Raw genomic sequence first — 24,946 nt, forward strand, 5'->3', positions numbered from 1 at the left:
GTTTGCTTGAACATCATGTTCCTATACCTGTTTAATTACATTCATAAACTCCCCAAATGTTTTGTAACCTCTATTCTTAATGGCGTTCAAAAACATCTGTAACCTCTTTTCCTTTGCAATGTTATTCTCAATACAATAATCCAAAAAAGAAAGAAGGACTCTGGCACTAATGATTATTCCATTTATATCTTTATTAATGATTTTTTTTGCTTTCTCGCTAATCCTAACTAAATTATTTTCACCACCAAAATCATTCGCAGTTACATAACCAAAAAAGCACAATTCTCTACCTTCAAAGTTATCATAGTTTGGAATATACTCAGATGCCATATGAGATGCTAACGATGCACTAAGCGAGAATTTTTGACGATAATTTTTGGTATCAATTATTCCACATTTATTTTCTCCATATTTTAGTAAAATCTCAATTTCTGTTTTAGTATTTGCCGAATCTGGTCTCATGACCACTTGAAACCCTAATGCATTTAGCACTTCACCAGTTTTATCCTCAAATTTAAGGTTATTTTCTTCTGATAAGTAACTTTCTACAAAATCGTTATTTAGCTGGTCAAATCTTGATGAATTTTGAGCAACTTCAAAAGCTAATTTCTTTGCTTGCGCAGGATTAAACTCCTGTCTAAATATCTGCTCAAGCTTTTCTATACTTAGATTTGAAATACTAGGATAGTCTTTCAACAATGATTTGACTTTTATCTCCTTTTTTCTTGCGTTTGATGCAGGTTTTTTTTCTCCCATCCTAGTAGCTTTATAGCTATCCACATCTAATCCGCTATTTTCATACATGCGCTCTCTAGATATTAAATATCGTTTATTAAAAGGATAACGGGTTTCAAAGTAATCCAATTCTTCTTTTATACTAGTACTTTTTTCTGGATTAACTCGTAAAGCTTTACCTCTTATATACTCGACTAGACCAGTGTATTCACTAATTAACATAAATGTATGTGCTACATCAGAATGATTTTCTTCAAAGCTTCTCGAATCTTTATCGACACGATCCCTGTGATCATAACAATTCGCTATTTCTTCTTTCATTTCAATCTTCTTTTCAATAGGGGAATGTCTGTAATCAACAATCTTATGGATTACTTCGTCCAAATCAGAATCTTTCTTAGCAGTTAAAGCGAAATAGGTTATTTCCTCTTTTGTTAAATAATAATCAAGTAATTCTTGATTGGTTAAGCGAATCAAAAACAATATTGGACGGATCTCAAATCCTTCATCAAATTTAGGTCGAAATCCAGGTTCTAAAAAGTAAGCATTTGGAATTTGGAATGTAAGAATCTGTTTCTTGATATTCTCAAACACTTTTTTTCCTTCCAATATTGCTAATCCAACTTTAGTGGGAACTATGTATCCATCATCATTAGTGTAACAGTAAGAAAATGTTTTTAGTAATGCAAACCAAGTTCGTCCTCCAGAACCATCATGGCTTACGTTATTTCTTTTTAGATTAGCTAACGACAAAGCTCGTTCATATTCCTTATGAACTTCTCTATTACGATCCCATTTAATTGTAAAGTTATTTGTCGCTTTCTTAAGAGCCATTAACGCATCTCTGTGAAAATGAGGATCGCGTTCAGGCCGTGTAATAAACCACGTTTTCCTGCTCATGTCTTAAACCTCCGTAAGTTAAATAATCTTGTGTTTTTTTATTATATAAACATCGACATGTAGCAGAAAAGTTTTCGAATAGTATATATTTTCGTATATCAAGGAATACGAGGAGGGAACGGGATAAGCGAAAAAAAACGCTTGAAAACAGGGAAGTGATATGGGCTTTGACCAACATAAAAAAATGACAGCCGACGCGGATCATTCCGCGTTTTTTTCTTTTGGCCAAGTGAACACAAAATTGACACTCGATACGAAAAATTAATTTAGGTAGGTTTTAGAAACTATTTTGGTGGGAGAGAAAATGTATAGTTTAAACGGAGACTGGAGTGCAAAGACATTACATGGAGCACAATTTGTGTGCGGGTATTGTGGTTCAGTTACAGCTTCTAATCAAGGCTTTTTTAATCAAATAAAGAATTACCACCACACTAAATACAAACACTTTATCTATATTTGCAGTTTCTGTAATCTACCCACTTTTTTTGAATATTTTGGGACAGACTGTCAAAAACAAACTCCTGCTCCCATGATAGGTAGAACAGTTAAGCATCTTCCTAAGGATGTGGAAAAAGTTTATAATGAAGCCCGTGATTGCACAAGTGTTGGAGCTTATACTGCGGCTGTGATGTTGTGTCGCAAGCTACTAATGCATATTGCTGTAGAGCAAGGTGCCGAAGAAGGAAAATCATTCAAACACTATGTTGATTTTTGGTAGAGAAATCATTGATATCTGACAATCAAAAAATTTGGGTTGACCATATCCGCCAGTTGGGTAATCAGGCTAACCATGAAATTGTACATTATGTGAGAAATGATGCAGAGAAAATCTTGAGTTTTGTTGAGGTATTGCTAATAATGACTTACGAATTTCCCCATAAATTAAAGGGTGAAGAAGAGACGTCTCCCCATTCGACATAAAAAACAGCCGATCCCTTACGGGGCGTTTGGTTCGCTTGCGCGAAATAGTACAAGACTCTTCCGAACGAGTTTTGACCAACATAAAAAAACCGGCTATTAATTAGCCGATTTGAGCTTGATGACGAACCCTTGGTTTTTTCCTGAACAAACGAAAGAGCACGTGGGAATAATGGAGGTCTTATGCTTAGAGAAAATCTCTTTGATAGCAAGACGGAAGAGCGGTTGTACCTTTATCTTCACTCCAATTTGTCTGATAAATTCATGATTCATGCGCATGTCCCTGTATTTAATGTTTTTGAGAGAAAAAAGGTACGTAATCATCCTAAGATCGGGGAGAGGGAATTTTCCTTTTTAGAAAAAACGAATTTTGATTTTGTTGTGGTGGATAAAGACAGTAGTAATCCAATCCTCATCATTGAGTTCGATGGTTTGGGCATGGGTTACAACACAGAAAAGGAATACGTACAAGTAAAAGAAACGTGTGATCCCTACCGGAAATTGAAGCTCGACTGTAAAACAATACTTTGTCATTCGGCTAAAATGCCATTTGTTATCATTTCCTACCCCGAAGTTGAGCTAATCGAAAATCAAATAACAGTCCTAGATGGGATCATTGGAACTTATTTAGCAAATCGGGAATTTAATCGTCTTTTTCAAGAGGATGTTCATCTATTAGAGGAAGAACTGAAAAATGTTTACGATCCAATTCAGAGAGAAGTCATTATTGAGCAGTATGGGTTGGAAAGGGAAGTCGAAAGCAAATATAGATATAACCCAATCTTGAGGAAAATAATGAAGTTACAACATAAATTGATGCTTGAAAAAAAGCTACCTATTAGCTGTTCCAAAATCCTCGGGGATCCGACTCCCTTATCTAAAAAACTCGGCTATCCTGACCAGGATGATGAAGGATATGATTCGTGTCTGGTAATTGCTGAGTACCGTGAAAATAAAAAAGATCCAGAAGACCCTTTTTCCACGAAGAATATCTTATGTCATAGGAAGATTCCTGTCCGTACATTTCATTGTAAAGGAGTTGTTCCCTGGATTTTGTCAGCAGATATTGGAGAATTACTGGTTCTTTTAGAAATAGCGAATATGTTTGGTGTTAGCGTTGATTGACAAGTTCAAAAAGAAGGCTAAATAAGCCCTCTTTTGACACAAGCTCAAACCGGCCATTAATTGGCCGGTTTAGCACCTTTTTTCTAAAAGGTGCTCTTTTGTTTTTGATCAGGAGTTCCGCGAACAATGCGGAATTGAATACCAATGCACCAAAGCTCCCGAATCATCGCTGTTCACCCGGCCACGGTGTAGGTGGCGTGCTGTGGCCGGTACGCTCGTCCATTGATACAAGGGAAATTGAATTTTGGAGAAGCAGCGGGATAAATGAATCAGTGAGGCAGCCGACATGAGCGAAAAAGAAAAGAAGTACCCCGGCCATGTAGACGGGGTTTTCTCTACCCAGGTAGGCTGGGAAATTACCGTACCTCAAATGGATGCTCAGATCATCCGAGAAAGTGAAAAAGGCCAGATCAGAAGGTAACGGAATGAATATCCCTCTTTTTTTATCGGTTCATTACTACTATCATAATATTCCAATATGTTTATGAATCCAACTTACCCAATTATCAAAAATCGGTCCTAATTGAATCACCTTCTAAAAGAATACGAAAAATGTTGCATGTAATAGGCAATACGGGCTTAATAACCGGGCGGTTATCTGCCGCCCGGTCTCTTTATTTAATGTCTGATCTTGGTCTACGTCTATTTTAAATCATTAAATCGCTCCCACCAGCCACTTTTCCGTTACCGCTTGATAATCTCCACTTTGTCTTGGTACTTGTCCAGCGCCGCCGACACTGCCGCCAACACTTTATCTTTATAAGCTGAATCAATCACCGATTTTCCGTCCACGATGACGCGATGCATCGGCTTCGGTTGGGGTGCGGCTTTCTTTTTCAAGCCAAAAGTAGCGGCCACGCCTTCCGCAATCGCTTGGGCCAACCCATCAAGGAATTTACCGTCACGCAACAATCTTTCTTCGTTCGGGTTGTCAATGAACAGGTTTTCAAGCAACACAGCAGGCATTTTGGTGGCACGCAGAACATAAATGCGGGAGTGTGCACCTTCTGTATCGTTTTTAACAGCATCCCCGTGTGCCCCGATCCCGTATCCTTTCAGGAAGGCCAACACGCTGTCGGTAATCACTTTTTGAATTTGCAACGTGCGGGACGGTGCACCTTTCATCGCATAAGATTCAAAACCGGAACCGCCGCCACAGTTGTTGTGGAGTGACAAGAATAAATCGGCTCCGGATTGGTTTGCAATGTCTACGCGCTTATAAAGTCCTTGCGGCGGTGCAGGATAGTTTTTGCTGTTGTTCCGGTCTCGCGTGAAGGTAACGGCCACGCCTTCATATTGACCCAGTGCGCCGCTCACTTTCTCGGCCAAATTCAAAGCCACATCTGCCTCACGCAACCCTGACTTCGACACCGCCCCGGAATCAGGTCCACCATGTCCAGGATCCAGACAGATTTTAATCATTTCTTATCGATCTCCTTTCCTCGCAGGATTTCTACAGCTTGTTGGATTTTTGGCGGAATGGGGAGACCCATCCGACCGGCGTTTTCAATGATGGAGAGGGCTTCATTGGCGATATAGAAAGCCGTGGCTCCATCCCGGAAAATATGACCGTCGCCCAACATGGCATCTACCTGATGGGCCACGGCCACTATCGCAAAGATTCCCACCTTCATCGTGATTCCCTGAAACCCGATCCGACTGGATAACTTCCCCTCTTTCCCTGCCGCCAAGAAACCGGTCAGGTAATCGAGGGCAACAAACAAAAGAAGTGTTTGCAACGCGGTTGACCACCCTCCCCATAAAAAAGAGGCGGCAGCGCCGCCAATGGCAACAATCAATTTAAACGTCGTCTCCATGTTGTTTCATCCACTCCTTGATTTCGTTTGCTGTTCATTCATACAGGTTTGAACGTCTTGGCGAAGTGTATCTACATCCGGCACATCCTCCATCGTCTTCAGTCCTGCGAGTATCAGTCGGGCGTAAGACGGCGCCAATGGATGCATCAGATCACCCCCTTTGCGAGAAGTGTCTCAAACAGATAAACCAGGGTTTCATCCTGGTCGATCTGCTGTCTGTATGGCAGGGCTTGTTTTGCAACTTCATGGCGAATATCCTGAGCCTGCAGCTCGGGGGTGACCGTATCCCCTTCCGCAACTGCAACGGAGTCAGGTAGAAAAAGAAAAAGCGCCATACCGGAAAACATGACGCCATTTCCTGCACTGTCCTTAAAACGGACGATATTCTTTTCTTCGTTATATTCGGCTTCAGAGATGTTTTCAAACACCTCAATGACGGTACCATCCCGGGTGCAACTGACGTATTTCATGAGAATCACCTCCGTTAAACGTAGGTTATCTCGAGTTTGGCACTATCATCGAATACGGCATAGTAGGCGTCACTGTCATTGGTCGTATACAGACCGATCCCCTTTGCAGTGCCGTTCGAGAAGTAGGAAAACCAGCTTGACGGCAAGTCGATCCATTTCGCTTCGCCGACGGCAAACGTGACGTTGTATGTCGGCGATAGTACAGAAGGTTGTCCCGTTGGTTTCGACGTGTAGCTGTGCATCCGAAGCGTGACGGTTACCTTATCGTTCCCGCCTCTTAGCCGCTTCAGATACACACGAATCCGTTTAATCGTCTTGCCTGTAACTGTACTAGACAGCCCAGACGAAAACAGCCAGATGCCGGTGTGCAAACCATAGCCTTGCCAGTCGCCCTGGCGGACGGTTCCATCCCCGCGCCACGAGTTGTAGACGGTGCGCCACGAGTCACCGCAAGTAGAATCCCATGTATAGACAGACGGTGCGGTTGGCGTCGAGCCCCCTGTCCCCGATCCGCTCTGGCCCTGTCCGACAGATGAGGGGTTCACCATCCCACCGTTTACAGCACGGATCGGGTTACCTGCACCATCTGGAATCTGGGTACTCCAGCCAATATATCCCGCATAATCCGCCATCACGCCATAAGTCGCACCACTTCCGACACACGAGTTCAGCATTGTCGTGGCTCCATACGCCGAGTAGACGCAAGCGCTGACGGCGTTGTAGAACTCACATTTGTAGTAATAGGCGAAACTGTTGTCATAAGTGGTGACAACACCTGTACACCCACCACTTCCACTGTTGCCGTATACCTTGAGGTAATTTGCATAAAAGTAGTCGGTTTCGAAAATCTGAATGACACCGATGTTTTCACCGGCTTTCGCGTTGATTCGGCCGTACAGGTTTGTGCTGGACTCTGTGCCGCCATACAGTTCCACCCGCATTTTGACCGACTTGCACAGGAAGGTGCCGGTCATCGTGTATCCGTTCATCACGATGAAGATCTTTCCGCTTCCCATGAACCCTGACAGGATGATGTCCTCATAGATGTCGGATTGCAGGTAGATTTTCACCGTACCGTCAAACACACGTGGAAGTCGATCAATGGCGGCATACACGGAAGCCAACGGCGTACTGCTACTCCCGTCATTGTCGTCGCTTCCCGTATTCGCGTTCACATAATAAGTGACGGTAGTCCCTGCCGGAATCCCAGTCGTCACCACGTTCGGAGCCTGGACATTTTCGGCTACAACCGATCCAAACGTAACCTGGGTATCATCGATGATGGCAATCGTTTCTCCATTGGAGTCATAGGCCACGACCTTGCCGTAGCGGCTTCCGCTATCCCCGAGACGCAGCTCCTGACCATATGCACCTTTGACGCCGGGACCACCAATCGAAATGTCATAGAAGTGATACCAGTACCCCGACGGTGAGCTTGTCCCCGTTATTTTGAAGGAACCGGAGTCATACGGGAACGAAACTCCGCTTGTGGTCCGGTAAGTGTTTCCTGAAAAATCACCATACAACTGATAGGTACCGACTTCCTGACGTAACAGGAAATCGAGCTTCAAACGGTTTTCTCCGGCGACAAGGTTCGAAAACTGACGTTTCTCGATGGTATTTCCATTGCCATCGCGTAGTTCCACCGTGCCTGACTGTCCCGCCGTGTCACAAAAAACGCTGACATAACCCAAATGGACATTTTCGGTTACTTGAATGGTGAGTGAATGGTTAAAGTTTGCATAGTCGCCATTCGCCAGCGGTTTCGGCGTGTTGGCAATGACATGTGTCCCCGTTCCCGCCGCCTTCTTGGCGGTATCCAATGTATCCCTGAGTTGCTTTTGAATCTCTTTGATCGTATCATTCGGGGTGATTTGGATCGGCTGATAATCCCCCAAGCTAACCTGATTCTTACTTGGGTCAGTCAGAGATTCTTTTACTTCCACAATCCGGGCCTCCAGCACCAGCTCGGGTTCAAAGGTGGTATCCTTCACCAGGATTGTGTCATAAAGCCGGATATCGTTGTCGGGGAGCAACGCGATATCCACTTCATAAGTGAGTTGTGGCCGGTTCCGCCGCTTTAATTCCGTCAACGTATTGTTGAACAGCTCTACCGCATTTGTCGCTTTGTCGTCCTTATAGATGCCGAAGATGTGTTTTCCGTCCTTCGACCATCGCTGAAGAGCATCCTGATCGCCGACCCATTTGGCTCCTACGGGTTTCTCATACGGATAAGAAAGTGTCGGATTGTAGGTGTCAAAGGTAAGCAGGTTGCCGGCGGAATCTTTGGGCCCGATCCCGTAGAGTGCCGTGACCAGTTGGGTATAGTCTTCTTTCCGCTTGGCTCCCTTGAGATTCAATCCATAAACAAACGGCTTGTTTAATTGCCGACCGCGTTGGAGTCTGGCATGAACAAGCCGCCTCGTGATCGTAAGCCCGTTGAACTCTACTACAAATTCAATTTCCGCTCCGAATTTGTCCATCACTTGGTGAAGTGCATCCAGTGAGGTGGCCACATCATCGAAAACAATATCTTGGGTTCCGGCCAGCTCCACCTCACCCGCCTGCCAGTTGGTGCCTTGCAGCAAATAGGAAATGGCCTGTGAAAGCGTGTAGCTGGATAACTTGGTCGGCAGGATGATATTGCTGATCAGATCGCCAACCGCGGCATTTTCACACGTAATCCGCTTGATATACCTCTCGTCGGAATGATCCTCTTCTGTGTTCACGATCCGAAAGAGATTGTAGGTACCGGTTCTATATGGATAGACGATCAGATTCCCGACGACCAGATTTTGAGCCGCAGGATGATCGCCCGGAACGGAAAACTCATACGTGAGATAGGCATATTCAATTCGCTCCGTCCGGACATCATCGAAAAACGGACATGCATTCGGGAGAGAGGGATTTAATATCCCAATGGCTTTTTCAAACCGATCCAATATATAGAGATTGGGGATCTTGGCCATCACAACCACCTCTCCCGATACTTCAGATATGAATTGGTGATGATGTCGGACGGATAGACAGCAAGCGCGTTGGTTCCTTTCATCAAACGGATGAAATTGCTCCCCGGGTCCATTGCATAGTAAAACTCTTCTTGGTTTCCATTACTGGTCTTGATGATTTCCCCCGTTGAACAGTCGATGTCCAGGATATCGCCAGCTTCAAACACATAAGGCACTTCGTTAGAAACCGGTGTTTTCTCATTCCACACCTGGATCTGCTCGATATAGTTGGTGGAGATCGCTTGTCGTGTCCCGTATGCACCAAAATGGACCTGTATTGCGGCCAGCTTCTGGGTGTAGAGATTGTCCTTGTCGATGAACTTGTATGAAAAAGTCTTATACAGCTTTCCGTTTTCATCCCGCCGTGAGGCACTGAACTCCCACCGGTTCCCGATCCGAGTTAACCGAATGGGCCCGTTAAGCTGCTTCCAGCTTCCAACCGGACCCGTATAATTGACAAAGACCCGCCCGGTGGACAGGTTTCCGGCACGGGCCTCTAAATAGGGATTGTCCAGGCTGACGCTGCTGTCGCGGATCGCCATTTTACCGATCACCGCGTTGTTGATGTCCAACAGGTAAACTTCCAATCTTCCCACTTGGTAGGCATAACCGGCCTTAAACCCGCATTCCACCTGAACGGTGAAGTCCTGGATTTGCTGCCCGAGGGATTTCACCCCCGCCGGACCGTGCCAGGTGGAGCCGCTTCCGTAATCACTGGCGCGGATTTTGGTTCCGTCTGACGCCAAAGTACCGGCCACCGTCCCACCGTCCACCCCAACACCGGCCGTATATCCCGCTACACTGGAACAATCATCGTCCAGCACCTTCGTCCGCTTAGTTACGGCTGTCTGGGTATCCACGTTGGCGGCCTGGCCAAAGTAAATATAATCGTCGGCGGAGAAGATCCCAAACTCGGTAGTATTCCCGGTAAATTCAAAGTGAAGCTGTGGGTACGCATCCAAATCGCCGTTGTTGACTACCTGAAGCGGGTTGGTGTCGCCCGGAATGAAGTTGGCCGTTTTTTCAGTTACTCCATAGGCGATGGGATCCGGACAAACAAATGTGATCGTACCAAATCCCACATGGAGGAGCTTATCAATATCCGTCTCCCCGGATACTTTCGCCATGTAGTATTTATCCGGTTCATCGGGCAAAACGAGCTGTTTGGGTTCATCATAAAACAGCCAACTCATCAGTGCCCTTTTTTTAGCAGGAAAATCGGCCATCGAGTAGGCTGCAATGGTAAGGGGAACCGTAATGGTCCTTTCCCCGAGATTCTGGCCGAAATAATAGCTCCCCGCCCGCCCGGATATGTCGGTTGTCACCAACGAAATGGGCGGATGGGGAGGGTTCTTGATCTTCCCCACTTTGACGAAAGAAGGGATCTCTTCGTTGTTCAGCATCAACTTAGCCAAATTGGATCACCCCTTTCGCCCGGTTGAGTAAGGTATCCTGTTTGTTGATCTCTTTGGCAATGAAAGGAGCGAGGATCCCGCTCAATTTCTCCATGTCCGACCGATCTTTGAAAAATACAGGCTGGTCAAACCGCAATGAAACGTAAACAGGAGCCGTTACAGGCGGACTGACCGATTGGACTGTTTGGACTGTGACGCCGCTTCCCGTATTCCTTGTTGAAGGGATAGGAATCGCTGCTTTAGAAAGAAGGTCGGATACACGACGGATCTGCGAAATACGGGATCGCATCCCCTCTTCAAACCCTTGGGCTGTAAATCGCCCAAGCTCCATCGTGACACGGGAAGGAGAGTGGATTTTCAGGTTATCTTTCATTGCCTGCCAAGCGCCTCTTGCAATCGCCGCTGCGGCAGAAATCACACCAAATTTTCCGCCCAGGATCCCCGAGGCAAAGCTGCTGGCGAGATTGCTCCCCAGTCCATAAGCGTCCACCTGCAGGTTATTCTTGGCGGCACTTGCCACTGACGCGGCATTCCCCGCCGCTTTTCCCTTATTACTCAAAATCCCGCTGGCGAATTGACTGCCTGCCTTATTGCCACCGCCGCCATCCGTTGTCTTTCCTAAAAGAGATTGAACCCCCAATCGAAGAGCCATAGCCGCCGCCTGTACATTGGGTTGGCTGGCTTTAAGTCCTTTGGCATGCGAATCGCCCGCCGCCTTTCCTTCCGGATGAAGATTCGCTTTTGCGTTGGCTTTAAGCAGCTTCTCGATCCCTTTGGCGAATGTCTGAATATCAACCTTCCCGTCCTGCAAACCTTTCAACAGCGTCTGGACGGTATATTGTCCTTGGGGCCCGAGATTGACTTTCATTTTGCTTTTGATATCCAGACCGAGCAGGCTGGCCGCTTTGTTGACATCGACGATTCCCGCCTGCATTCCTGCACGAAGCGTGGCGATGTTTTGCTTTCCTTCAGGCGACAGGTCCACCTTCATCCCTTGCTTCAAGCGGTTATTGAAGTATGTAGCCACTTGGTTAAACCCATAAGTGCCATTTGCCAGACCCTTGACAAACGATTCGGCAGTGACTTTTCCATCAGGGCCAAGGTCGATCTTCATCTTCGACTTCAAGTCGAGACCCAGTTTCTGCGCGATGATCTCAGGGCTTTGGGAGCGCAGCCCTTTCGTAAATGATTCCATAGCCACAATGCCCATATCGCCATACAGTTTGATTAATCGCTCGCGCCCTTTTTGCGCCGCTTCCGTCGCTTTAGCGGCAGATTGGCTTACACTGTTGGCAAATTCCTCGTTGTTCTTTTTCCCCTCTTCGTTCAACTGGGCATCGGATTTCATCAATCCGGTCTTGGCCGTCACATATCCCATGAAACCATCCAGCATCTGTCCAGTTGCGAGCTGGTATTGCTGCGCTTCATCCGACATGCTTTTTCTCAATTCCTGGATGGCCTGTGCGCGTTTTTGTTGTGCCACCGCGATCTTCTCTCGCTCCATCTGGTCAATGATCGCGATTTGCTGATTATACTGCTCACGTGTAATATTGCCATTGGCCAGTTGTTCCTCCCAGACGGCCTTCAGCTCCTTGGATGTTCGTTTTGCTGCATCGACGGCATGCTTGTAGGTTTGATCAATCGTGGTCATCCACTGTTTGGCACCTTCAACCGAGATTTTCCCCCGCTCCGATTCCAACTTCTTCATGAAGCTGTTCAGATCACTGACTTTCTTGACAAAGGTTTGTGCCCCTTGATCCACATCCCGGAGTGCTTGCTGGTATTCGGCAGCAAACTTCTTCGGCATCTTGGAAAGGTTTCCGCCGTATTCCAACAATCCTTTTCGAATGATTTCATTGGCCTGTTGAATCTTCTTGATCTGGGTGTCAATTTTCTTGATGGCGTCATCCGCCACTTTTTGAACCGCAGGTTTCAACGCATTGGGCACTTGAGTAAGCATGGTGGCCGTAGCCTTCTGGACATTGATTTTGTCCCGATTCAGCTCGGTGACGATTTTATCTCCCATTTGGGCGAAGATAGCGACCGTTTCGTTCACGATCCGTTTAGCCTCTGCACCGGAAGCGATTCTCAACCTTGCAAGGTTGACCATCGCTTTATCCCGCAAATCCATATAGCCCTTGGCCGCCTGGATCGTCCCTTGCGAGACTCCAACACCGAACCGTCTGGCATCCGTTTCCGCTTGATTCATGTCTGCGGATAGCTTGTGGGATAACCCAGCCAGTCCACCGATGGCCACACTTGCCCCGACAATAGCGGCCACGAAGGGGTTGGAAATGGCGATAATCCCCGCAATAGCTCCGCCCAATGCCAGAACACCGGCAGTAACTGAAGCAAAGATTCCAATCGCTTCCTTGGTGGTCGGATTGAGTTGAGAGAACCAATCCATCACACTCTGAACCCCATTGGCGAGACTCCTCAAAACCGGAAGAAACATACTTCCCATTTCGATCTGAGCCGTTTCAAAAGCGCCACGCAGTTGCTCTATCGTCCCCTTGAGGTTGTTCATCCGCTGACTCGCCACTTCCGCCGCCGTGGTCTTGGACATCTCCTGGGCCATCTCTCGGACGCCTTCCGCCCCTTCCTTAAAGGCAATATTGGCCGCCCGGATCGCATCAGTTCCGAACATCGTTTTCAGCGCTTGGTTTCGCTGTTCTTCAGATAAGTTCCTCAATCTATCCCGGAGAACCCCAGCGATCTCGGCAAAGGATTTCACCTTGCCGTGAGCGTCAAAGAACTGGTTTTTCCCGTCTGCGGTGATGATACCAAGCTTTTTCATTTCCTCGGCAGCTTCTTTTGATGACGGAGAAAGGTTGAGAAGCATGGTTTTCAAACTGGTCCCGGCATCGCTTCCCTTAAGTCCATTTTGCGCAAACACCGCCAGTGCAGTGGCCGTATCCCGGAAGGACATGCCTGCCCCCGATGCAACCGCAGCCGCAGCGGCCAAACCATAGCGCAGTTCATGAACATCCGTTGCCGATGCGTTCGCCGCACCTGCGAGGATGTTGGCCGCCTCCGCAACGGACAGATGATCCGCCTTAAAGGCATTCAGCGCAGTGGAGGCGATTTCCGCCGCTTCAGCCAGACTCAACTCACCGGCCGCGGCAAGGTCTAAAGCTCCTTTCAGACCGCCATTCAATATGTCGCGGGTAGACACGCCCGCCTTCGCCAACTCCTCGATCCCTTGGGCAGCCTCCATTGCGCTAAATTTTGTCTTTGCCCCCATTTGGATCGCCAGCTGGCGGAACTGTTCCATCTCTTGGGCCGAAGCTCCCGTGACCGCTTTGACACTGGATAATTGCGCCTCAAAGTCCGCCGCTTTCTTGACCGCGCTTCCCAATGCAACCGCCAATCCGCCCGCCATCGCACCGAGGGCAATTCCCGTCTCAATCGCCTGCTCCCGGATGTAAAACATATTTTGGCCAAAGCGACCAAATAACGAGCGTTGCTGGTTCATTTGGGTATTTACACGCCGGAGGGCCCCTTCCATATTGGCCAATTCAGCTTGGGCCCGATTCAATCGAACCGCCATTTTCTCGGTTTCATTGGCATTCGCACCGAGTTTTTGGGTATACGCCTCATGAATTTGGGAAAGCAAAGACACTTTTTGTCTTTGCAGATCGATCTGCTTGGCCAGCAAATTAGCATGGAGCCTCAATTGGTCCTGCGATTGCCCAAATGCCCGCATTTTTGCAGAGCTGGTGTCCATTTCACTTTTGACCAGCCTCAATTGGCGGTTGATTTGCGAAATCCCTTGCTCAAATCCCTTGGTTTCCAGTTTGACCTGACCCCTGATCTCGCCGAGAGATTCTGCCATGCTGTTCCCCCCCTTCCCTAAAAGAGGATCTGGTCAATGTAGACCTTTTCTTCTTTTTGTTGCTTCTTCGCGACATGGGCATACAGCCGCATATAAAAGACCATATCCATTTGGTCGATTTCATGGAGCTTCCAGCCCTGCTGGATCAGATTCAGATACAATTCATTCACTACTTCCGCCGGTTCGGCTTCGGCCGTTTCTTTTTTTTGACATCTTCATCGTCATCCAGCTCTTTTAGCGGCTCCATTACCTGATTAATGATGCCATGAACAATCGCCCAGGACTGGTCGATGATCTCCCGAGCATCGGTTCCTCGCTCGTATTCTTCAGGGGTGAATTGTCCCCCAAAAACCTCTGAAACGAAATGGTATAACTCGTTTAACAGCTCCTCCTGCTCCTGGGTCATATCCTGTCCATTTTCCTGATCCAGTAGCTTTTTCAGGAACTTGTTTCGCTTATCGTCCAAATCAAGTGCCCGACGGAACAGATAACCAGAAATAAAGTCCTGACAGTAAGTTTTGGTTTCGCCATGCAATCGAAGCTGGATTTTCAGCATCATACAACCCTCCATAAATAAAAGTGAGAGGGCCAGTCATCCGGCCCTCAACCTAAACCCATTCCCCTCCGCAATTCAACGGCCATCGCTTTCAGTACCCGTTCGCGGGATTCCACGATACTTGGACCGACAAACGGATGCGGAGACATCTTCGATGTCCCAAACTCCAAAAATCGAGCGTAGAACGATGTTTTCCCCGGCCCCACCTCAATTACTTTTCCTTCTTCCGATTCCTTGACGCGGCTCATCTGAATGTTATCTTTCAGATGAACCGCCCGCTTTTTATCCGAAGGCCCTGGTGCATTCCGGGCCATGGTCTCCTGCAGCTCCTTCGCCCCAGCTCTGAGCGCCTGATTTTCCCGGCGGGATACCTTCTGGCCCAGACGCTGAATGTTAAGAAGCATTTCTTCGACCCCATACCAGTCAATTTCCGCCATCCCGCCACCACCTTTTTGTTATCCGAAAATGTATTAGGCTGTCGGCGGTTCAACGGCGCTGAACCAGTTCTGACCGATATTGGGGACATAGTCGGGATGATCTTCATCAGCAATTTTCTGCCATGCATTATCCCAATCCCGGCGAATGAAGGTTCCTTTGATTGTCGCCGTTTGAAACTCCGGTTTGTCTTCCATCGTCTTGTATTCCGATTCAGGCACTTCAAATTTCCCTTTGAGAAGCCAGACATAACGGAATTTCCCGTTCGATTTGACCGATTTGAAGCCAATCGCCACATAGGGAGCAATATCCGTGGATTTCTTAATGATGACGCCCTGGCTTACGGTGTGTCCCAACAACTCCGCTTGGACGTCCAATGGCAGATCGCTCACCTCCAGTTCCACCTCAATCTCACCGAGGGACGAAGCGGTTTCCACGGGGCCGTCATCTGCATAAAGCGTTTCCGAGTTGGTTTTGGGCGAAATCTTGGCGTTAATCGCCGCCGCTACCTTTTTCGGCGTTTGGTACGTAACTCCAGTGGGATCGTCTTTCGTCAACACAGCATAATAAAGATCCCGCAAACCCACTTGCACTGCCATTTTCAATCAACCTCCTTGATGGTCGAATATCTCATCGCCTTATGGAAAACCTGGGTGTCATCCTCGTAAAGGTCATGGGATGAATTACGTTGATAACCCAAATTCTTCATGGTTTTGTCCACTTCCAGCGCGATTGCTGACGTACTTTCCTTGCTCCAGATATCAATTTGGATGTGAATTTCGCTGCTGAACGCGGTATCATCGGCAAAATCGCGATCAAAGTTCATCAACTCAAAGAAGGTGATGCGCGGAAACTCCTCCGGATCGGGAGCTTTGATCTGGTAGATCCGTTTGCCACCGAGTAAAGCAACAAGCGCTGGATTGTTCTCCAGCGCCTGTAACACTTCCGGTTTGACGTTAATCACCCCGCCATCAACTCCCGACACATCAGGTGCATTTCCTGATGTCGTTCGTCGATATCAATGACGGAGGTGATGTTAAAGATACGCCCAGAGTAAATAACCCGCATATCGGGTTTCACACCAGCTTTGTATCGCATCCGGATCCTGACGGTGTTCTCAGCATTAATCGCAGCCGCTTCAAAGTATTCCCGCCCGCGAAGCGGCTCCACTGCTGCCCAGACCGTGGCTATATCGGTCCAGATTTCGGTCACCAAGCCTTCACTGTCTTTGATCACGGTCTTTTTTTGCAGCGTCACCCTGTGTCGAAGATCGCTTATTCTCATGGCCTTTTCCTTTTCCCTTTCCTTTATGGGGTTCAGCGACTTCGTCCCCCAAGAAACCGCCTTTTCTCAATTCCTCCACGCGGTCGGCGTCAGTAGTCTCATAAACCCCGCCAGCCGGGTGATATTTGCCTGTGTGTTTGTCGATAAAGTCAGCAGTGACACGATATTTCCGCACGATGATCACCCCTTCTTAATCTTTCAACTGCAAAATGATGCTCTCCAACGCGAAGTTGAATTTGTCCATCTTCGCACTAGGATCACGGTTTTCATAGTGTAGCGCCACATAGAGCATCACTGCCAGCTTGTACAATTGACTATCGGATTCCGGGACACCCGCGTTTGCCAGATACTCTTTTGCACTATCTATGAGGAGAGCGAGGATGCCATCATCCTCGCTCCCATCAATACGGAGATAGGTTTTCAGATCATCAAGTTTCAGATCCATGTTTCACGCCCCCATCACTTAAGCCTGGGGTGCTACTTTCGCAATGCGGAATGCGGATTTCAGCAAGAGCTGCATATCAAACCAGGATGTGAGGACGAACAGATACTCCCCTTTGTTTACGTCTTTATCCGAGTCATAAACCATATCGCCATCATAGTTCAGATGGGCATAGTTAAAGTCGCCAATGATCGGATCAACGGCGGAGTCACAAAAGATGACCGGCTTACCGAGAACTTGTTCCGGCTGTGCGTTGTATAGGGTGGTGTTGCCGTTGGCCAACGTTTCAATGATGTCCATATAGTCAGCGAAAGTCATGACAATCTTCGCATTTTCGCGGAAATCCTCATGCAGATCAGCCAGAGACGCTTTGATAGCCTTGTATTTATCCGCAGCTGTCACCTGTTTGACGGCATTTTGTGTAGAATAGAAACTCATATGCTCCTCACCGGTTGCCGGAGTGGTGGCGAAGGATACTTTCTTCTCTTTGGCCGCCAGACCGGAGCGCAAGGCGTTTTCCACGTAATTTACCAGGTTTAAGTCAGAACCATGGAGAACGGTATCTGAGATTCGGGCTTTCACCTTGAACTTGAAACGGCCGAACGAAACCTTATCCCCCGTCAAAGCGATCTCTTTTGCCGTTTCTTCGTCACCGATAAAAGCATCATCATCAAGGGTAAAGGCGATTTTCGGCACTTCCAATCCTTTTACGTTCGTCATTCGGATGACGCCACGCAACGGATTTCTCGTAAACGGCTCAGAAATGAGCTCATTGGCCATGTTGGTCGGCAGGAATTTCTCTCCGCCTGTAGACGTGGTTTGTTTGATCGCGCCCAAAAGGTTCCGTGCTTCTTCAGACATTTGGCGACCGAGAATCGCCGAGCGGATCAGGTCCGCTTTGGCTGCAATCATGCGCTGTTCGTTGTTGTCTGTACCGAGAACGGGGTGATTTTGCTTGAATTGAAGCTCCAATTTGGCCCGTTCTTCCTTTTCTTGCTTCTCGATTTCCTCTTTCAGGAGTTTGAACCGCTCTTCGGTGTCTACTTGTTTCTGTTTCAAATCTCGCAATTCCTCAAGTTTGGCTCCCGGGTCGCCTGCTTTGGATCGGATCTCCTCCGTAATTGCCTTTAACTCTGCTCCCAGGTCCGCAAGCTGTTGTTTCATCTGATAAATCGTCGGCATTAGTAATAACCCCCTTGTTTTTTCAAAAATTCATAGACTCGATTGGCTTCAACCAGGATTTTTTGCCTTTCTTCTTGTTCAGAAGCACTGATTTCAGGCGTTTTTTCGCCTTTTTTGACCATATCCGGGGTCAAACTGCGCACTTCTGCGCTGGTTGACGTATAGGCCGGAATCGGGGTGAGTGTGATTTCGTACAGTTCCAATTCGTTGATCGTCCGGAACCATCGTCCGTCCCTTTCTTCCCAGTCTTGATCCACGATTCGAAAACCAATGCTGCATTGATTGATCAAACCACTTCGGACTTCTTCGATCACATCACGTCCAAGTGTGGTATTGGGTGGTGTAAGCTCAAAAAATAGCCCTTTTTCATCACTTCTTAGAGTCAAATTTTGCCCGGTTCGTCCAATTACGTTGTCCCAACTATGGTTTCTTAGCGCGAAAATGTCACGTCCGGACTCCAAGCTTTGTTTGATCGCATCCTTTGCAATCCGCTCGTAGAAGACGTCACCAAACCAATCACGGATTTCCGTGAACTCATCGTAAACGGCCGCATAACCGGTGATCTTTAGGCTTTTTTCAGTTTGTTCACGGGTTTCTAGCCCATGTATTGGTAGTGTTCGGATCTCATTTTGGCTCGTTCGCGGGTTCATTCGTCGGACTCACCCCCTTTCGATTCGGATCATCGATCGGTGACAGGTCCTTGCTCATATACAGCCTATCGCCTCCCGGTTCCGGTGGAAGTTCCTCAAAGGCTCTTACTTCATTGGGTTTGAACCACCCCGAGCGAATACCCTTGAAATAAAACTCCCCGCGTGTTTTGATGTCCCCACGCAAAAGAGCGTTCACGTTGAACTTGAAAGTAAGTCCACGTAAACGCTCTTGTTCCGTTAGCAGTTTTCGATTGAACTCCTGTTCATACTGGCGAACAATCGGCAAAAGGGTCCCCTGAACAAACTCAAGGTACAATTGTTCCATGCTGGAATAACTTGCACCCTCTGTTTCGCCCAGCATATGAACCGGCATGTTGAAGACGGTGGCCACTCGTGAGCGGGTGATCTTCTCAACCTCGAACACTTTCGTGTCGATGATACTCCGTTCAATCGGGTTGATCTCCGTCCCGGCTTCTTGGATGATCACACCGCCGTTGGCTTGGTAAAACTCCTTAAAATTGTTCAGGATCTCGGCCTTTTTCTCTTTCGACAGGGTCGTGTTCATCTTCAGGATGAACGACGCCCGGATGGCGCTGTCCATCTGATCCAGGCTAAATGTCCGGACTTTCCAATCATAATCCACCGTGTTGCGGAGAACATCGATTGGGCTGATTCCCTTGTATCCGACCGAGTTATAGACGATCGTTTGACCTGTTGCGGCAATGTGTTTGACGTGTATCATATCCATGTTGTGAATGTAATACATCCCGTTTTTGCCTTGAACCTCATACCAGAGTTCATAGGTATTTTCTTCGATGACTGGTTCAACTCTGGTCGGGTCCAAAAGCAAAAGCGATTCCACTTGATAGTTCCCGTCATACATCTTCAGCGCGTAGCCGTTGCCGAATGTATCGCGCATCACTTCCAAGGTGCGGATAAACTCAAAACTGGTCATATTTGGATTCGGCGAGTTCGCCAGCATGTCCGCGATTCGATTGTTGACTGGCGTGAAATCTCTATATAGTTTCAAAGGTAAACTCGCCATCGCGTTTGATAGTCGGGTGATCGCTGCGAAAATGGTTTCGTTCGTCGCAAGTATGTTCCCCGTTTTACTGGCAAAGATATTGCTTGGTGAAAACCACTTCACAAAGTCGTATCCATCACCGCTGTACTTGTTCCGTAGAACATTCCAGGCGACTTTGAGCCGTTGCCGTAGATTCAGTAGCATCACCCCCTTTATCGTAAAAGATCACTAATTGAGACAAATTCCACTTTCCCGTTGGATTGTGACACTATCATGCGTTTCATCACTTCGGTGTGAGCATTCAACAAGGCGGCGAATCCATCGATCTTCCGGTACCGGTTCTGTTTGGTCGGCATCCAGTTGCCATTCCGGTCTTCCACCAATTTCACGTTGTTAAGATACCAACGGAACAGCTTGTTCTGGTTGTAAACCACTTTTCCATCAAGCAGAAGCTCCTTTACGTCCTTCATAGCCGGGCTGAGTGTTAAAGCCCCTTGCCGGACGACCTGTGTTTGAAAACCGTGCACTTTCAAATCTTCCACCAACCGGTAAGCATTGGCCGGATCGTAGGTGATCAGCTCGATGGCGTACCGTTTGGATTGCTCAACAAACCAGTCAAAGACATATTTGTAATCCACATAGTCTCCCGGACAGATTGTCAGCAATCCTTCCCTTTCCCATTCTCGAAAAGGCAGCTTTTCGTTATCTAATTCGACTTTTCGCTGTGGGATAAAAGAATGGGATAAGACAAAAACCCGCCCATCATCGAGCGGAAACTCCAGACATGCAGCAGTAAAATCCTCGGTCTGTGACAGGTCAAACCCACCCACACAGTTCTTGCCTTCCAACTCGGCAAGGTCGATCCATCCGTCATTACGCCTGATCACCTCGTAGTCGATGAAGGACTGCTCATCGGACTGAACGAACAGGTTCAGTCGCTTGGTGATGAAGTCGTTTCGCTCCGCCGGGATGCTCTTCCGGGCATTCCACTCCTCGATCATAGTGTCAAGGTCAATGGTTACGCCCAGGTTCGGGTTCGCTTTCACCCAATTGTCCGGATTGTCGATATCATCATCCTCATCCAATTCGGCGATAAAATAAAAGGACCGTTCATCCTGGATCACGCCTTCCAGCACGTCAGCCGCCTTTTCGTAATAGTCCATCAGTGGCCCATCCAACTGGTAACCGGCGGTTGTGATGTACAGGATGAGTGGTTGTGTCCGGGCACCGGTACTGTTTTTGATGACGTTAATCAGTTTGTAGTCTTTGTACTCGTGGATTTCATCAAATATGGCGAGATGAGCATTCAAACCGTCCAGTTTCTCACTGTCGGACGCTTGCGGTTCAATCTTCGAGAACGTCTGATCGTAGTGGATCGCGTCCCGCAAGACACGGAAGTGTTTGGACAAGAGCGGGGAAGATTTGACCATCTTCTGGCACTCATCGAACACCACACGGGCCTGCTTCATACTGTTGGCCAAAAGGTAAACATCTGCGCCTTTTTCGCCATCCTTGGAGCATCCGTAGTTGGCTAGGCCACTAACCATGGTACTCTTACCGTTTTTCCTAGCAACAAAAATAAGCCCCTCTTTGAATCGACGGAGCTTGGTGTCTTTATGAACCCAGCCGTACAGGGAGCCGATCACAAAATGTTGCCACGGCTGAAGTTCTAAGCGCTTATAGTTGCCTTTGGATGGTTTGCAAAACCGTTGGATGAACGTAATCGGCCGCAAGGCTTTTTCCTCATCGAATACATAGGGAAAATCGTCTGTTCCTTGACGCTTCAAGTCTCTCAAATGGCGTTCACAAGCCTGACGAACCTTCTTGGAAACAATAATCTTACCGGCAACTGCATCCTCAGCATATGACGTGGTGAGCAGATCAGAACGCTTCGAACTCATCCACTGTCACCACCTCTGCAATCCGCTTGTCAGAGGCTGGTGTCAGTTTCAGCTCAGCCTGCAGTTTACGTTGTTGCTCCACGATCTTCAGGATTTTGTCAACCGATTTGTTTTCCCGAAACATCTCCTGGGAGCCGTTTTTGAACAGTTCCACCACGCCACGTTCCTTGATATCGTCCATGTGTTCCTGTTTCAACTGTTCCAGCAACACCATATTATCAACGATGATCATCGTCCGGTCATTGAGGTTCCCCTCTCTTTCCAGTTCCTGCGTGATGATCTGAAACAGTTTCTTGGCTTCTTTGTGCTTGATGATCTTCTTTGGTTTGTACACCTTGCACCCCCCCTCGCGTATGAAATTGCCCCGCGCTGTAAACGAAGGGGCCGCGCCCGGTCACCAGCCCCCCGCTTTCCAATTTTCAGGGTGGGGGGGCTATATGATCTCAGGATTCGCCCTCGCCTGGATGACGCGCGCTTTCCTTTGCTTGGGTTCTTCCTGATGTTTCCCCTTCTCCGGATGCAACCGGTTATGGCATGCAGCACATACGCTTTGCAAGTTGTCTTCATCCAATGCCTTGTCTGGTCGATCCTTCAGATGGTCGATGTGGTGAACGATCACCGCTGGCTCCAAGACCCCACGTTCCAAGCATATCTGGCATAGATAATAATCCCTTGCTAGTACCGCTTTCCTTGCATTCCTCCATGCTGGACTGTTGTAGAATGGTAGTGGCTTCTTCCCATGTTTCCCATTCCCCTTCGCTCAAATTTGTTCACTATATAGACATGCCCATAACCAAAAAGAGTAGAAGAAAACAGTTACCATCCCGAATCAGCAAATATCTATTCTTCCATGCCAAGTTTATGGATCTTTCATGCCGAGACAAACCCAATCAAAAGGAGAATAACCGTAGACATCGAAATTTATAACCATTCGAAAAAGGAGAGAAGGTAGGAGGCGATATAATATGATTGAAAACAAAGGCAAAAATGGGGATGGCAATCGATCTATAACCAGGCCTACAACCCCACCACCCAAGGTTAATCCCAATGTGAGCGTTTCGAGGCCCACTACACCTCCACCAAAAAAACCGAAATAATTAATTAAACACATTCCTTTTCGATTAATTGATTTTCACATTCTTTTGGTACTTTCAATTCATTTACAACTATGCCGGTTTCAAGATCAATATACGTTTGTTTAATCGGGAATCTGAAATAATCATGCGCTTCCTTCCAACCTGAAGGATCATCTAGAATCAACGCACGTTCCGGCTCAAAAGGTCGGGACGCGTTTTTTATACAACCCACTATTTTTTCTTTTTCTGATTCCCCCAGTTTATATACCTCAACAACTAAACGCGAACCATCAGAAGATTTCTCCTTTTCATCTATTGCGAGAAAAAAACTGTCCCATGTGGAAGTGTTTTCACTAAGCTTAGATACATTTCTCTTTATCCTAACTTTATTAACAATTTTTAGTACTCCCTTTTGACCATAAACTGACCATATCCAAGCGATTGCAAAACTGAATATTATATTTAGGATAATAAAATAGAAGAGAAATATTAAATTAGTTGACATAGTTTTTATATCTTCTAATCTCCACAAATGCCTTAAACCAAGATTTAATAAAATAGTCTTATCCAACAAGAAGTAACCTATATCATAAACAATAATAAATAAACCGACGGTAGGTACCCACAAGAGTGCCGAAATCCCCATCATCTCAATTACTGTATGTTGAGTTGGAGGGTTTACACCAAACATTCTTAGCCAAAAGTACGCTAATAATCCAGGCAAAGAAAATACGACAGTAGCAATGAAATTATCCAAAACACATCCCTCCAAGATACTGTCTATTTCCTAAATAAATTGGACCTACACCACCGTCCATCCTTCTCAGCAGTCTTCCTATTATGACAGCTCACACATAACGCTTGCCAATTGTCCACATCCCAAAACAAAACCATATCGCCTATATGTGGAACGATATGGTCTACTACAGTTGCTGGTGAAACCTTTCCCTGCTTCATGCATTCTACGCATAACGGATTCCGCCGCAGGAACATCAGACGTGCCTTCCTCCATCGAGCATCATATCCACGCTTTGCTACTGATCCCCGTTGCTGGTCATATCGCCTTGCTTCCTTTGCTTTATGATGAGGGCAATACCTTTCCTCCGTTAATTCTGGGCAACCGGGGTACGAGCAGGGTTTTCGTGATCTCTTCGGCATTGAGGTATTCCCCGCAAGTCAATACTTATTGACGATGTAAATCCACGCGCCCAATGCTCCAAAAAAGCCAACGGAAAAACCAAACATAACACCACAAATGAGTCCGAACCAACACATATGACCCCTCCTTGATGAGCGACGAGACGGAGTTTTCACCTCCGTTGATAGATTCCCGCCACAAATACCTACATATTGCGAAAATGAATCTGATATCCTCTACATATAGGTGGCATTCGTAAGACAACCAACCTATCCTACAAGGAATAGGCTGGTCTCTTTTTGCCTAGCCATCTTCTTTTCCGCCCTCTCAATCATCTTTTGTACTGTGCCCTTGGCTACTCCCAATAACCCAGCAATTTCAGCATAAGACAAGCAATGACCCCGGCTCATGATATAAACGTCGCGTTCTAAATTAGAAAGTACACTTAAAGCCTCCTCCACACGCCACATATCATAGTCGGATAGGGTGTGCTTGTTTTGTTTATAAAGCGGCTGCATGGCATACCGCTGAAAATGAATCGGATCGATTGGTCGCTCCCGTTGGTAAGCCGCCCGCCGTTCAATTCCCCTACGATTCCCCGGACACCGACCGGTTTCCATCCATTCAAGGGACCACAGCAAGTCCGATTCCATTTGGCATAGGATTTTATAGTCACAATCCTGCTCAGGACTTCGTTCATTTACGGATGGGTATCCTCTCTTTACCTTTCGGATTTTTCTCAGCGTCTCCTTGTACTCCTTAATTAGATCCTGCATACTCCCCACCTCCGTGTTATAATGGAGATGAGAAGACCCGTTTCCCCAGTCTGATGACTGGGGATTTTTTTATCGCTTTGTTCAAATCAAGGGGTGTAAATCATATTTAGAACATCAACGTTACCACAGTGTATCGATACCAAACAGGTTCGCTACAAATAACTGGCCTACAGGAATTTATGTAATTTACAAAAAGAACTAATCCTCAACAGCAAGATGTATTTCCTGTGCCCCCATGAAACGGTCGAAGAATACCATC

Annotated in this window: 29 protein-coding genes; 4 read left to right on the plus strand and 25 right to left on the minus strand. The window is 47.0% G+C overall.

The annotated features are described in order from the left end of the window. Nucleotides 1-21: 21 nt before the first annotated feature. On the minus strand, nt 22-1,635 hold the full coding sequence (locus JQC72_RS14760) for an AlwI family type II restriction endonuclease (RefSeq protein WP_205496979.1): 1,614 nt from the start codon (nt 1,633-1,635) through the stop codon (nt 22-24). A gap of 304 nt (nt 1,636-1,939) precedes the next feature. Here JQC72_RS14760 and JQC72_RS14765 point away from each other — a divergent pair, with 304 nt between their 5' ends. From JQC72_RS14765 to JQC72_RS16640, 4 genes are all read left to right on the plus strand, one after another. Then, nucleotides 1,940-2,353 (plus strand): hypothetical protein, encoded by a 414-nt coding sequence (locus tag JQC72_RS14765; RefSeq protein WP_205496981.1) that lies wholly within the window; start codon nt 1,940-1,942, stop codon nt 2,351-2,353. A 53-nt stretch (nt 2,354-2,406) separates the two neighbouring features. After that, nucleotides 2,407-2,556, plus strand: a complete 150-nt coding sequence (locus tag JQC72_RS16915) for a hypothetical protein (protein WP_419179879.1) — start codon at nt 2,407-2,409, stop codon at nt 2,554-2,556. A gap of 180 nt (nt 2,557-2,736) precedes the next feature. Continuing rightward, on the plus strand, nt 2,737-3,678 hold the full coding sequence (locus tag JQC72_RS14775) for a DUF2726 domain-containing protein (protein WP_205496984.1): 942 nt from the start codon (nt 2,737-2,739) through the stop codon (nt 3,676-3,678). 286 nt (nt 3,679-3,964) lie between these two features. Then, complete coding sequence (locus JQC72_RS16640; RefSeq protein WP_302104900.1) at nt 3,965-4,099, plus strand: hypothetical protein; 135 nt, start codon at nt 3,965-3,967, stop codon at nt 4,097-4,099. Between the two features lie 263 nt (nt 4,100-4,362). On the opposite strand, the gene JQC72_RS14780 is transcribed toward JQC72_RS16640, so the two are convergent. The 24 genes from JQC72_RS14780 to JQC72_RS14895 all read right to left on the minus strand — a co-directional run bounded on the left by JQC72_RS14780 (nt 4,363) and on the right by JQC72_RS14895 (nt 24,687). Next, complete coding sequence (locus tag JQC72_RS14780) at nt 4,363-5,100, minus strand: N-acetylmuramoyl-L-alanine amidase (protein WP_205496985.1); 738 nt, start codon at nt 5,098-5,100, stop codon at nt 4,363-4,365. Further along, nucleotides 5,097-5,495, minus strand: coding sequence for a phage holin family protein (locus JQC72_RS14785; RefSeq protein WP_205496987.1), 399 nt, complete (start codon nt 5,493-5,495; stop codon nt 5,097-5,099). The genes JQC72_RS14780 and JQC72_RS14785 overlap by 4 nt, the downstream gene beginning before the upstream one ends. Nucleotides 5,496-5,501: 6 nt before the next feature. Continuing rightward, entirely contained in the window at nt 5,502-5,642 is a 141-nt protein-coding gene (locus JQC72_RS14790; RefSeq protein WP_205496989.1) for a CD1375 family protein, read from the minus strand. Beyond that, nucleotides 5,642-5,965 (minus strand): hypothetical protein, encoded by a 324-nt coding sequence (locus tag JQC72_RS14795; RefSeq protein ID WP_205496991.1) that lies wholly within the window; start codon nt 5,963-5,965, stop codon nt 5,642-5,644. Before JQC72_RS14795 ends, JQC72_RS14790 begins: the two co-directional genes overlap by 1 nt. A gap of 14 nt (nt 5,966-5,979) precedes the next feature. Further along, on the minus strand, nt 5,980-8,934 hold the full coding sequence (locus tag JQC72_RS14800) for a phage tail spike protein (RefSeq protein WP_302104910.1): 2,955 nt from the start codon (nt 8,932-8,934) through the stop codon (nt 5,980-5,982). Then, a complete protein-coding gene (locus JQC72_RS14805; protein ID WP_205496994.1) occupies nt 8,934-10,388 on the minus strand; it encodes a distal tail protein Dit in 1,455 nt (484 codons plus the stop codon). Before JQC72_RS14805 ends, JQC72_RS14800 begins: the two co-directional genes overlap by 1 nt. After that, nucleotides 10,381-14,223 carry a phage tail tape measure protein gene (locus tag JQC72_RS14810; RefSeq protein ID WP_205496996.1) on the minus strand — a complete coding sequence of 1,281 codons (3,843 nt, stop codon included), beginning with the start codon at nt 14,221-14,223 and terminating at the stop codon, nt 10,381-10,383. Before JQC72_RS14810 ends, JQC72_RS14805 begins: the two co-directional genes overlap by 8 nt. Nucleotides 14,224-14,240: 17 nt before the next feature. After that, the gene (locus JQC72_RS14815) at nt 14,241-14,393 is read right to left on the minus strand and encodes a hypothetical protein (RefSeq protein ID WP_205496998.1); all 153 of its coding nucleotides are present in this window, start codon (nt 14,391-14,393) and stop codon (nt 14,241-14,243) included. Beyond that, nucleotides 14,393-14,782 carry a phage tail assembly chaperone G gene (gene gpG, locus JQC72_RS14820; RefSeq protein WP_205496999.1) on the minus strand — a complete coding sequence of 130 codons (390 nt, stop codon included), beginning with the start codon at nt 14,780-14,782 and terminating at the stop codon, nt 14,393-14,395. The genes JQC72_RS14815 and gpG overlap by 1 nt, the downstream gene beginning before the upstream one ends. A gap of 44 nt (nt 14,783-14,826) precedes the next feature. Next, nucleotides 14,827-15,216: an HK97-gp10 family putative phage morphogenesis protein gene (locus JQC72_RS14825; RefSeq protein WP_205497001.1), complete on the minus strand. Its 390-nt coding sequence runs from the start codon at nt 15,214-15,216 to the stop codon at nt 14,827-14,829. A gap of 33 nt (nt 15,217-15,249) precedes the next feature. Next, entirely contained in the window at nt 15,250-15,813 is a 564-nt protein-coding gene (locus JQC72_RS14830) for a major tail protein (RefSeq protein WP_205497002.1), read from the minus strand. Between the two features lie 2 nt (nt 15,814-15,815). After that, a complete protein-coding gene (gene gp17, locus JQC72_RS14835; RefSeq protein WP_205497004.1) occupies nt 15,816-16,178 on the minus strand; it encodes a tail completion protein gp17 in 363 nt (120 codons plus the stop codon). Then, the gene (locus tag JQC72_RS14840) at nt 16,175-16,471 is read right to left on the minus strand and encodes a phage head closure protein (protein ID WP_335342482.1); all 297 of its coding nucleotides are present in this window, start codon (nt 16,469-16,471) and stop codon (nt 16,175-16,177) included. The genes gp17 and JQC72_RS14840 overlap by 4 nt, the downstream gene beginning before the upstream one ends. Next, nucleotides 16,434-16,673 (minus strand): hypothetical protein, encoded by a 240-nt coding sequence (locus JQC72_RS14845; RefSeq protein ID WP_205497070.1) that lies wholly within the window; start codon nt 16,671-16,673, stop codon nt 16,434-16,436. The genes JQC72_RS14840 and JQC72_RS14845 overlap by 38 nt, the downstream gene beginning before the upstream one ends. Nucleotides 16,674-16,688: 15 nt before the next feature. Beyond that, nucleotides 16,689-16,943, minus strand: a complete 255-nt coding sequence (locus tag JQC72_RS14850) for a head-tail connector protein (RefSeq protein WP_205497007.1) — start codon at nt 16,941-16,943, stop codon at nt 16,689-16,691. An 18-nt stretch (nt 16,944-16,961) separates the two neighbouring features. Then, nucleotides 16,962-18,122, minus strand: a complete 1,161-nt coding sequence (locus tag JQC72_RS14855; protein ID WP_205497009.1) for a phage major capsid protein — start codon at nt 18,120-18,122, stop codon at nt 16,962-16,964. Continuing rightward, nucleotides 18,122-18,772: an HK97 family phage prohead protease gene (locus JQC72_RS14860; RefSeq protein WP_205497010.1), complete on the minus strand. Its 651-nt coding sequence runs from the start codon at nt 18,770-18,772 to the stop codon at nt 18,122-18,124. The genes JQC72_RS14855 and JQC72_RS14860 overlap by 1 nt, the downstream gene beginning before the upstream one ends. After that, the gene (locus JQC72_RS14865) at nt 18,747-20,000 is read right to left on the minus strand and encodes a phage portal protein (RefSeq protein ID WP_205497012.1); all 1,254 of its coding nucleotides are present in this window, start codon (nt 19,998-20,000) and stop codon (nt 18,747-18,749) included. Before JQC72_RS14865 ends, JQC72_RS14860 begins: the two co-directional genes overlap by 26 nt. An 8-nt stretch (nt 20,001-20,008) precedes the next feature. Further along, nucleotides 20,009-21,697, minus strand: coding sequence for a terminase large subunit (locus JQC72_RS14870; RefSeq protein WP_205497014.1), 1,689 nt, complete (start codon nt 21,695-21,697; stop codon nt 20,009-20,011). Further along, nucleotides 21,678-22,031, minus strand: coding sequence for a P27 family phage terminase small subunit (locus tag JQC72_RS14875; protein WP_205497016.1), 354 nt, complete (start codon nt 22,029-22,031; stop codon nt 21,678-21,680). The genes JQC72_RS14870 and JQC72_RS14875 overlap by 20 nt, the downstream gene beginning before the upstream one ends. 99 nt (nt 22,032-22,130) lie before the next feature. Further along, a complete protein-coding gene (locus JQC72_RS14880) occupies nt 22,131-22,343 on the minus strand; it encodes an HNH endonuclease (RefSeq protein WP_302104901.1) in 213 nt (70 codons plus the stop codon). A 455-nt stretch (nt 22,344-22,798) separates the two neighbouring features. Next, nucleotides 22,799-23,530 (minus strand): hypothetical protein, encoded by a 732-nt coding sequence (locus JQC72_RS14885; protein WP_205497018.1) that lies wholly within the window; start codon nt 23,528-23,530, stop codon nt 22,799-22,801. A 23-nt stretch (nt 23,531-23,553) separates the two neighbouring features. After that, complete coding sequence (locus tag JQC72_RS14890; RefSeq protein ID WP_205497020.1) at nt 23,554-23,931, minus strand: HNH endonuclease; 378 nt, start codon at nt 23,929-23,931, stop codon at nt 23,554-23,556. 249 nt (nt 23,932-24,180) lie between these two features. Next, the gene (locus JQC72_RS14895) at nt 24,181-24,687 is read right to left on the minus strand and encodes a sigma factor-like helix-turn-helix DNA-binding protein (RefSeq protein WP_205497022.1); all 507 of its coding nucleotides are present in this window, start codon (nt 24,685-24,687) and stop codon (nt 24,181-24,183) included. Between the last annotated feature and the right edge of the window lie 259 nt (nt 24,688-24,946).

It is taken from the genome of Polycladomyces zharkentensis (assembly GCF_016938855.1).
Taxonomy (GTDB): Bacteria; Bacillota; Bacilli; order Thermoactinomycetales; family JIR-001; genus Polycladomyces; species Polycladomyces zharkentensis.

Bases quoted from the DNA above. Each gene is read 5' to 3' on its own strand.
- JQC72_RS14760 (WP_205496979.1), bottom strand. From the start codon at position 1,635: ATGAGCAGGAAAACGTGGTTTATTACACGGCCTGAACGCGATCCTCAT.
- JQC72_RS14765 (WP_205496981.1), top strand. From the start codon at position 1,940: ATGTATAGTTTAAACGGAGACTGGAGTGCAAAGACATTACATGGAGCA.
- JQC72_RS14775 (WP_205496984.1), top strand. From the start codon at position 2,737: ATGCTTAGAGAAAATCTCTTTGATAGCAAGACGGAAGAGCGGTTGTAC.
- JQC72_RS16640 (WP_302104900.1), top strand. From the start codon at position 3,965: ATGAGCGAAAAAGAAAAGAAGTACCCCGGCCATGTAGACGGGGTTTTC.
- JQC72_RS14780 (WP_205496985.1), bottom strand. From the start codon at position 5,100: ATGATTAAAATCTGTCTGGATCCTGGACATGGTGGACCTGATTCCGGG.
- JQC72_RS14785 (WP_205496987.1), bottom strand. From the start codon at position 5,495: ATGGAGACGACGTTTAAATTGATTGTTGCCATTGGCGGCGCTGCCGCC.
- JQC72_RS14790 (WP_205496989.1), bottom strand. From the start codon at position 5,642: ATGCATCCATTGGCGCCGTCTTACGCCCGACTGATACTCGCAGGACTG.
- JQC72_RS14795 (WP_205496991.1), bottom strand. From the start codon at position 5,965: ATGAAATACGTCAGTTGCACCCGGGATGGTACCGTCATTGAGGTGTTT.
- JQC72_RS14800 (WP_302104910.1), bottom strand. From the start codon at position 8,934: ATGGCCAAGATCCCCAATCTCTATATATTGGATCGGTTTGAAAAAGCC.
- JQC72_RS14810 (WP_205496996.1), bottom strand. From the start codon at position 14,223: ATGGCAGAATCTCTCGGCGAGATCAGGGGTCAGGTCAAACTGGAAACC.
- gpG (WP_205496999.1), bottom strand. From the start codon at position 14,782: ATGATGCTGAAAATCCAGCTTCGATTGCATGGCGAAACCAAAACTTAC.
- JQC72_RS14825 (WP_205497001.1), bottom strand. From the start codon at position 15,216: ATGGCGGAAATTGACTGGTATGGGGTCGAAGAAATGCTTCTTAACATT.
- JQC72_RS14830 (WP_205497002.1), bottom strand. From the start codon at position 15,813: ATGGCAGTGCAAGTGGGTTTGCGGGATCTTTATTATGCTGTGTTGACG.
- JQC72_RS14850 (WP_205497007.1), bottom strand. From the start codon at position 16,943: ATGGATCTGAAACTTGATGATCTGAAAACCTATCTCCGTATTGATGGG.
- JQC72_RS14855 (WP_205497009.1), bottom strand. From the start codon at position 18,122: ATGCCGACGATTTATCAGATGAAACAACAGCTTGCGGACCTGGGAGCA.
- JQC72_RS14860 (WP_205497010.1), bottom strand. From the start codon at position 18,772: ATGAACCCGCGAACGAGCCAAAATGAGATCCGAACACTACCAATACAT.
- JQC72_RS14865 (WP_205497012.1), bottom strand. From the start codon at position 20,000: ATGCTACTGAATCTACGGCAACGGCTCAAAGTCGCCTGGAATGTTCTA.
- JQC72_RS14870 (WP_205497014.1), bottom strand. From the start codon at position 21,697: ATGAGTTCGAAGCGTTCTGATCTGCTCACCACGTCATATGCTGAGGAT.
- JQC72_RS14890 (WP_205497020.1), bottom strand. From the start codon at position 23,931: ATGCCGAAGAGATCACGAAAACCCTGCTCGTACCCCGGTTGCCCAGAA.
- JQC72_RS14895 (WP_205497022.1), bottom strand. From the start codon at position 24,687: ATGCAGGATCTAATTAAGGAGTACAAGGAGACGCTGAGAAAAATCCGA.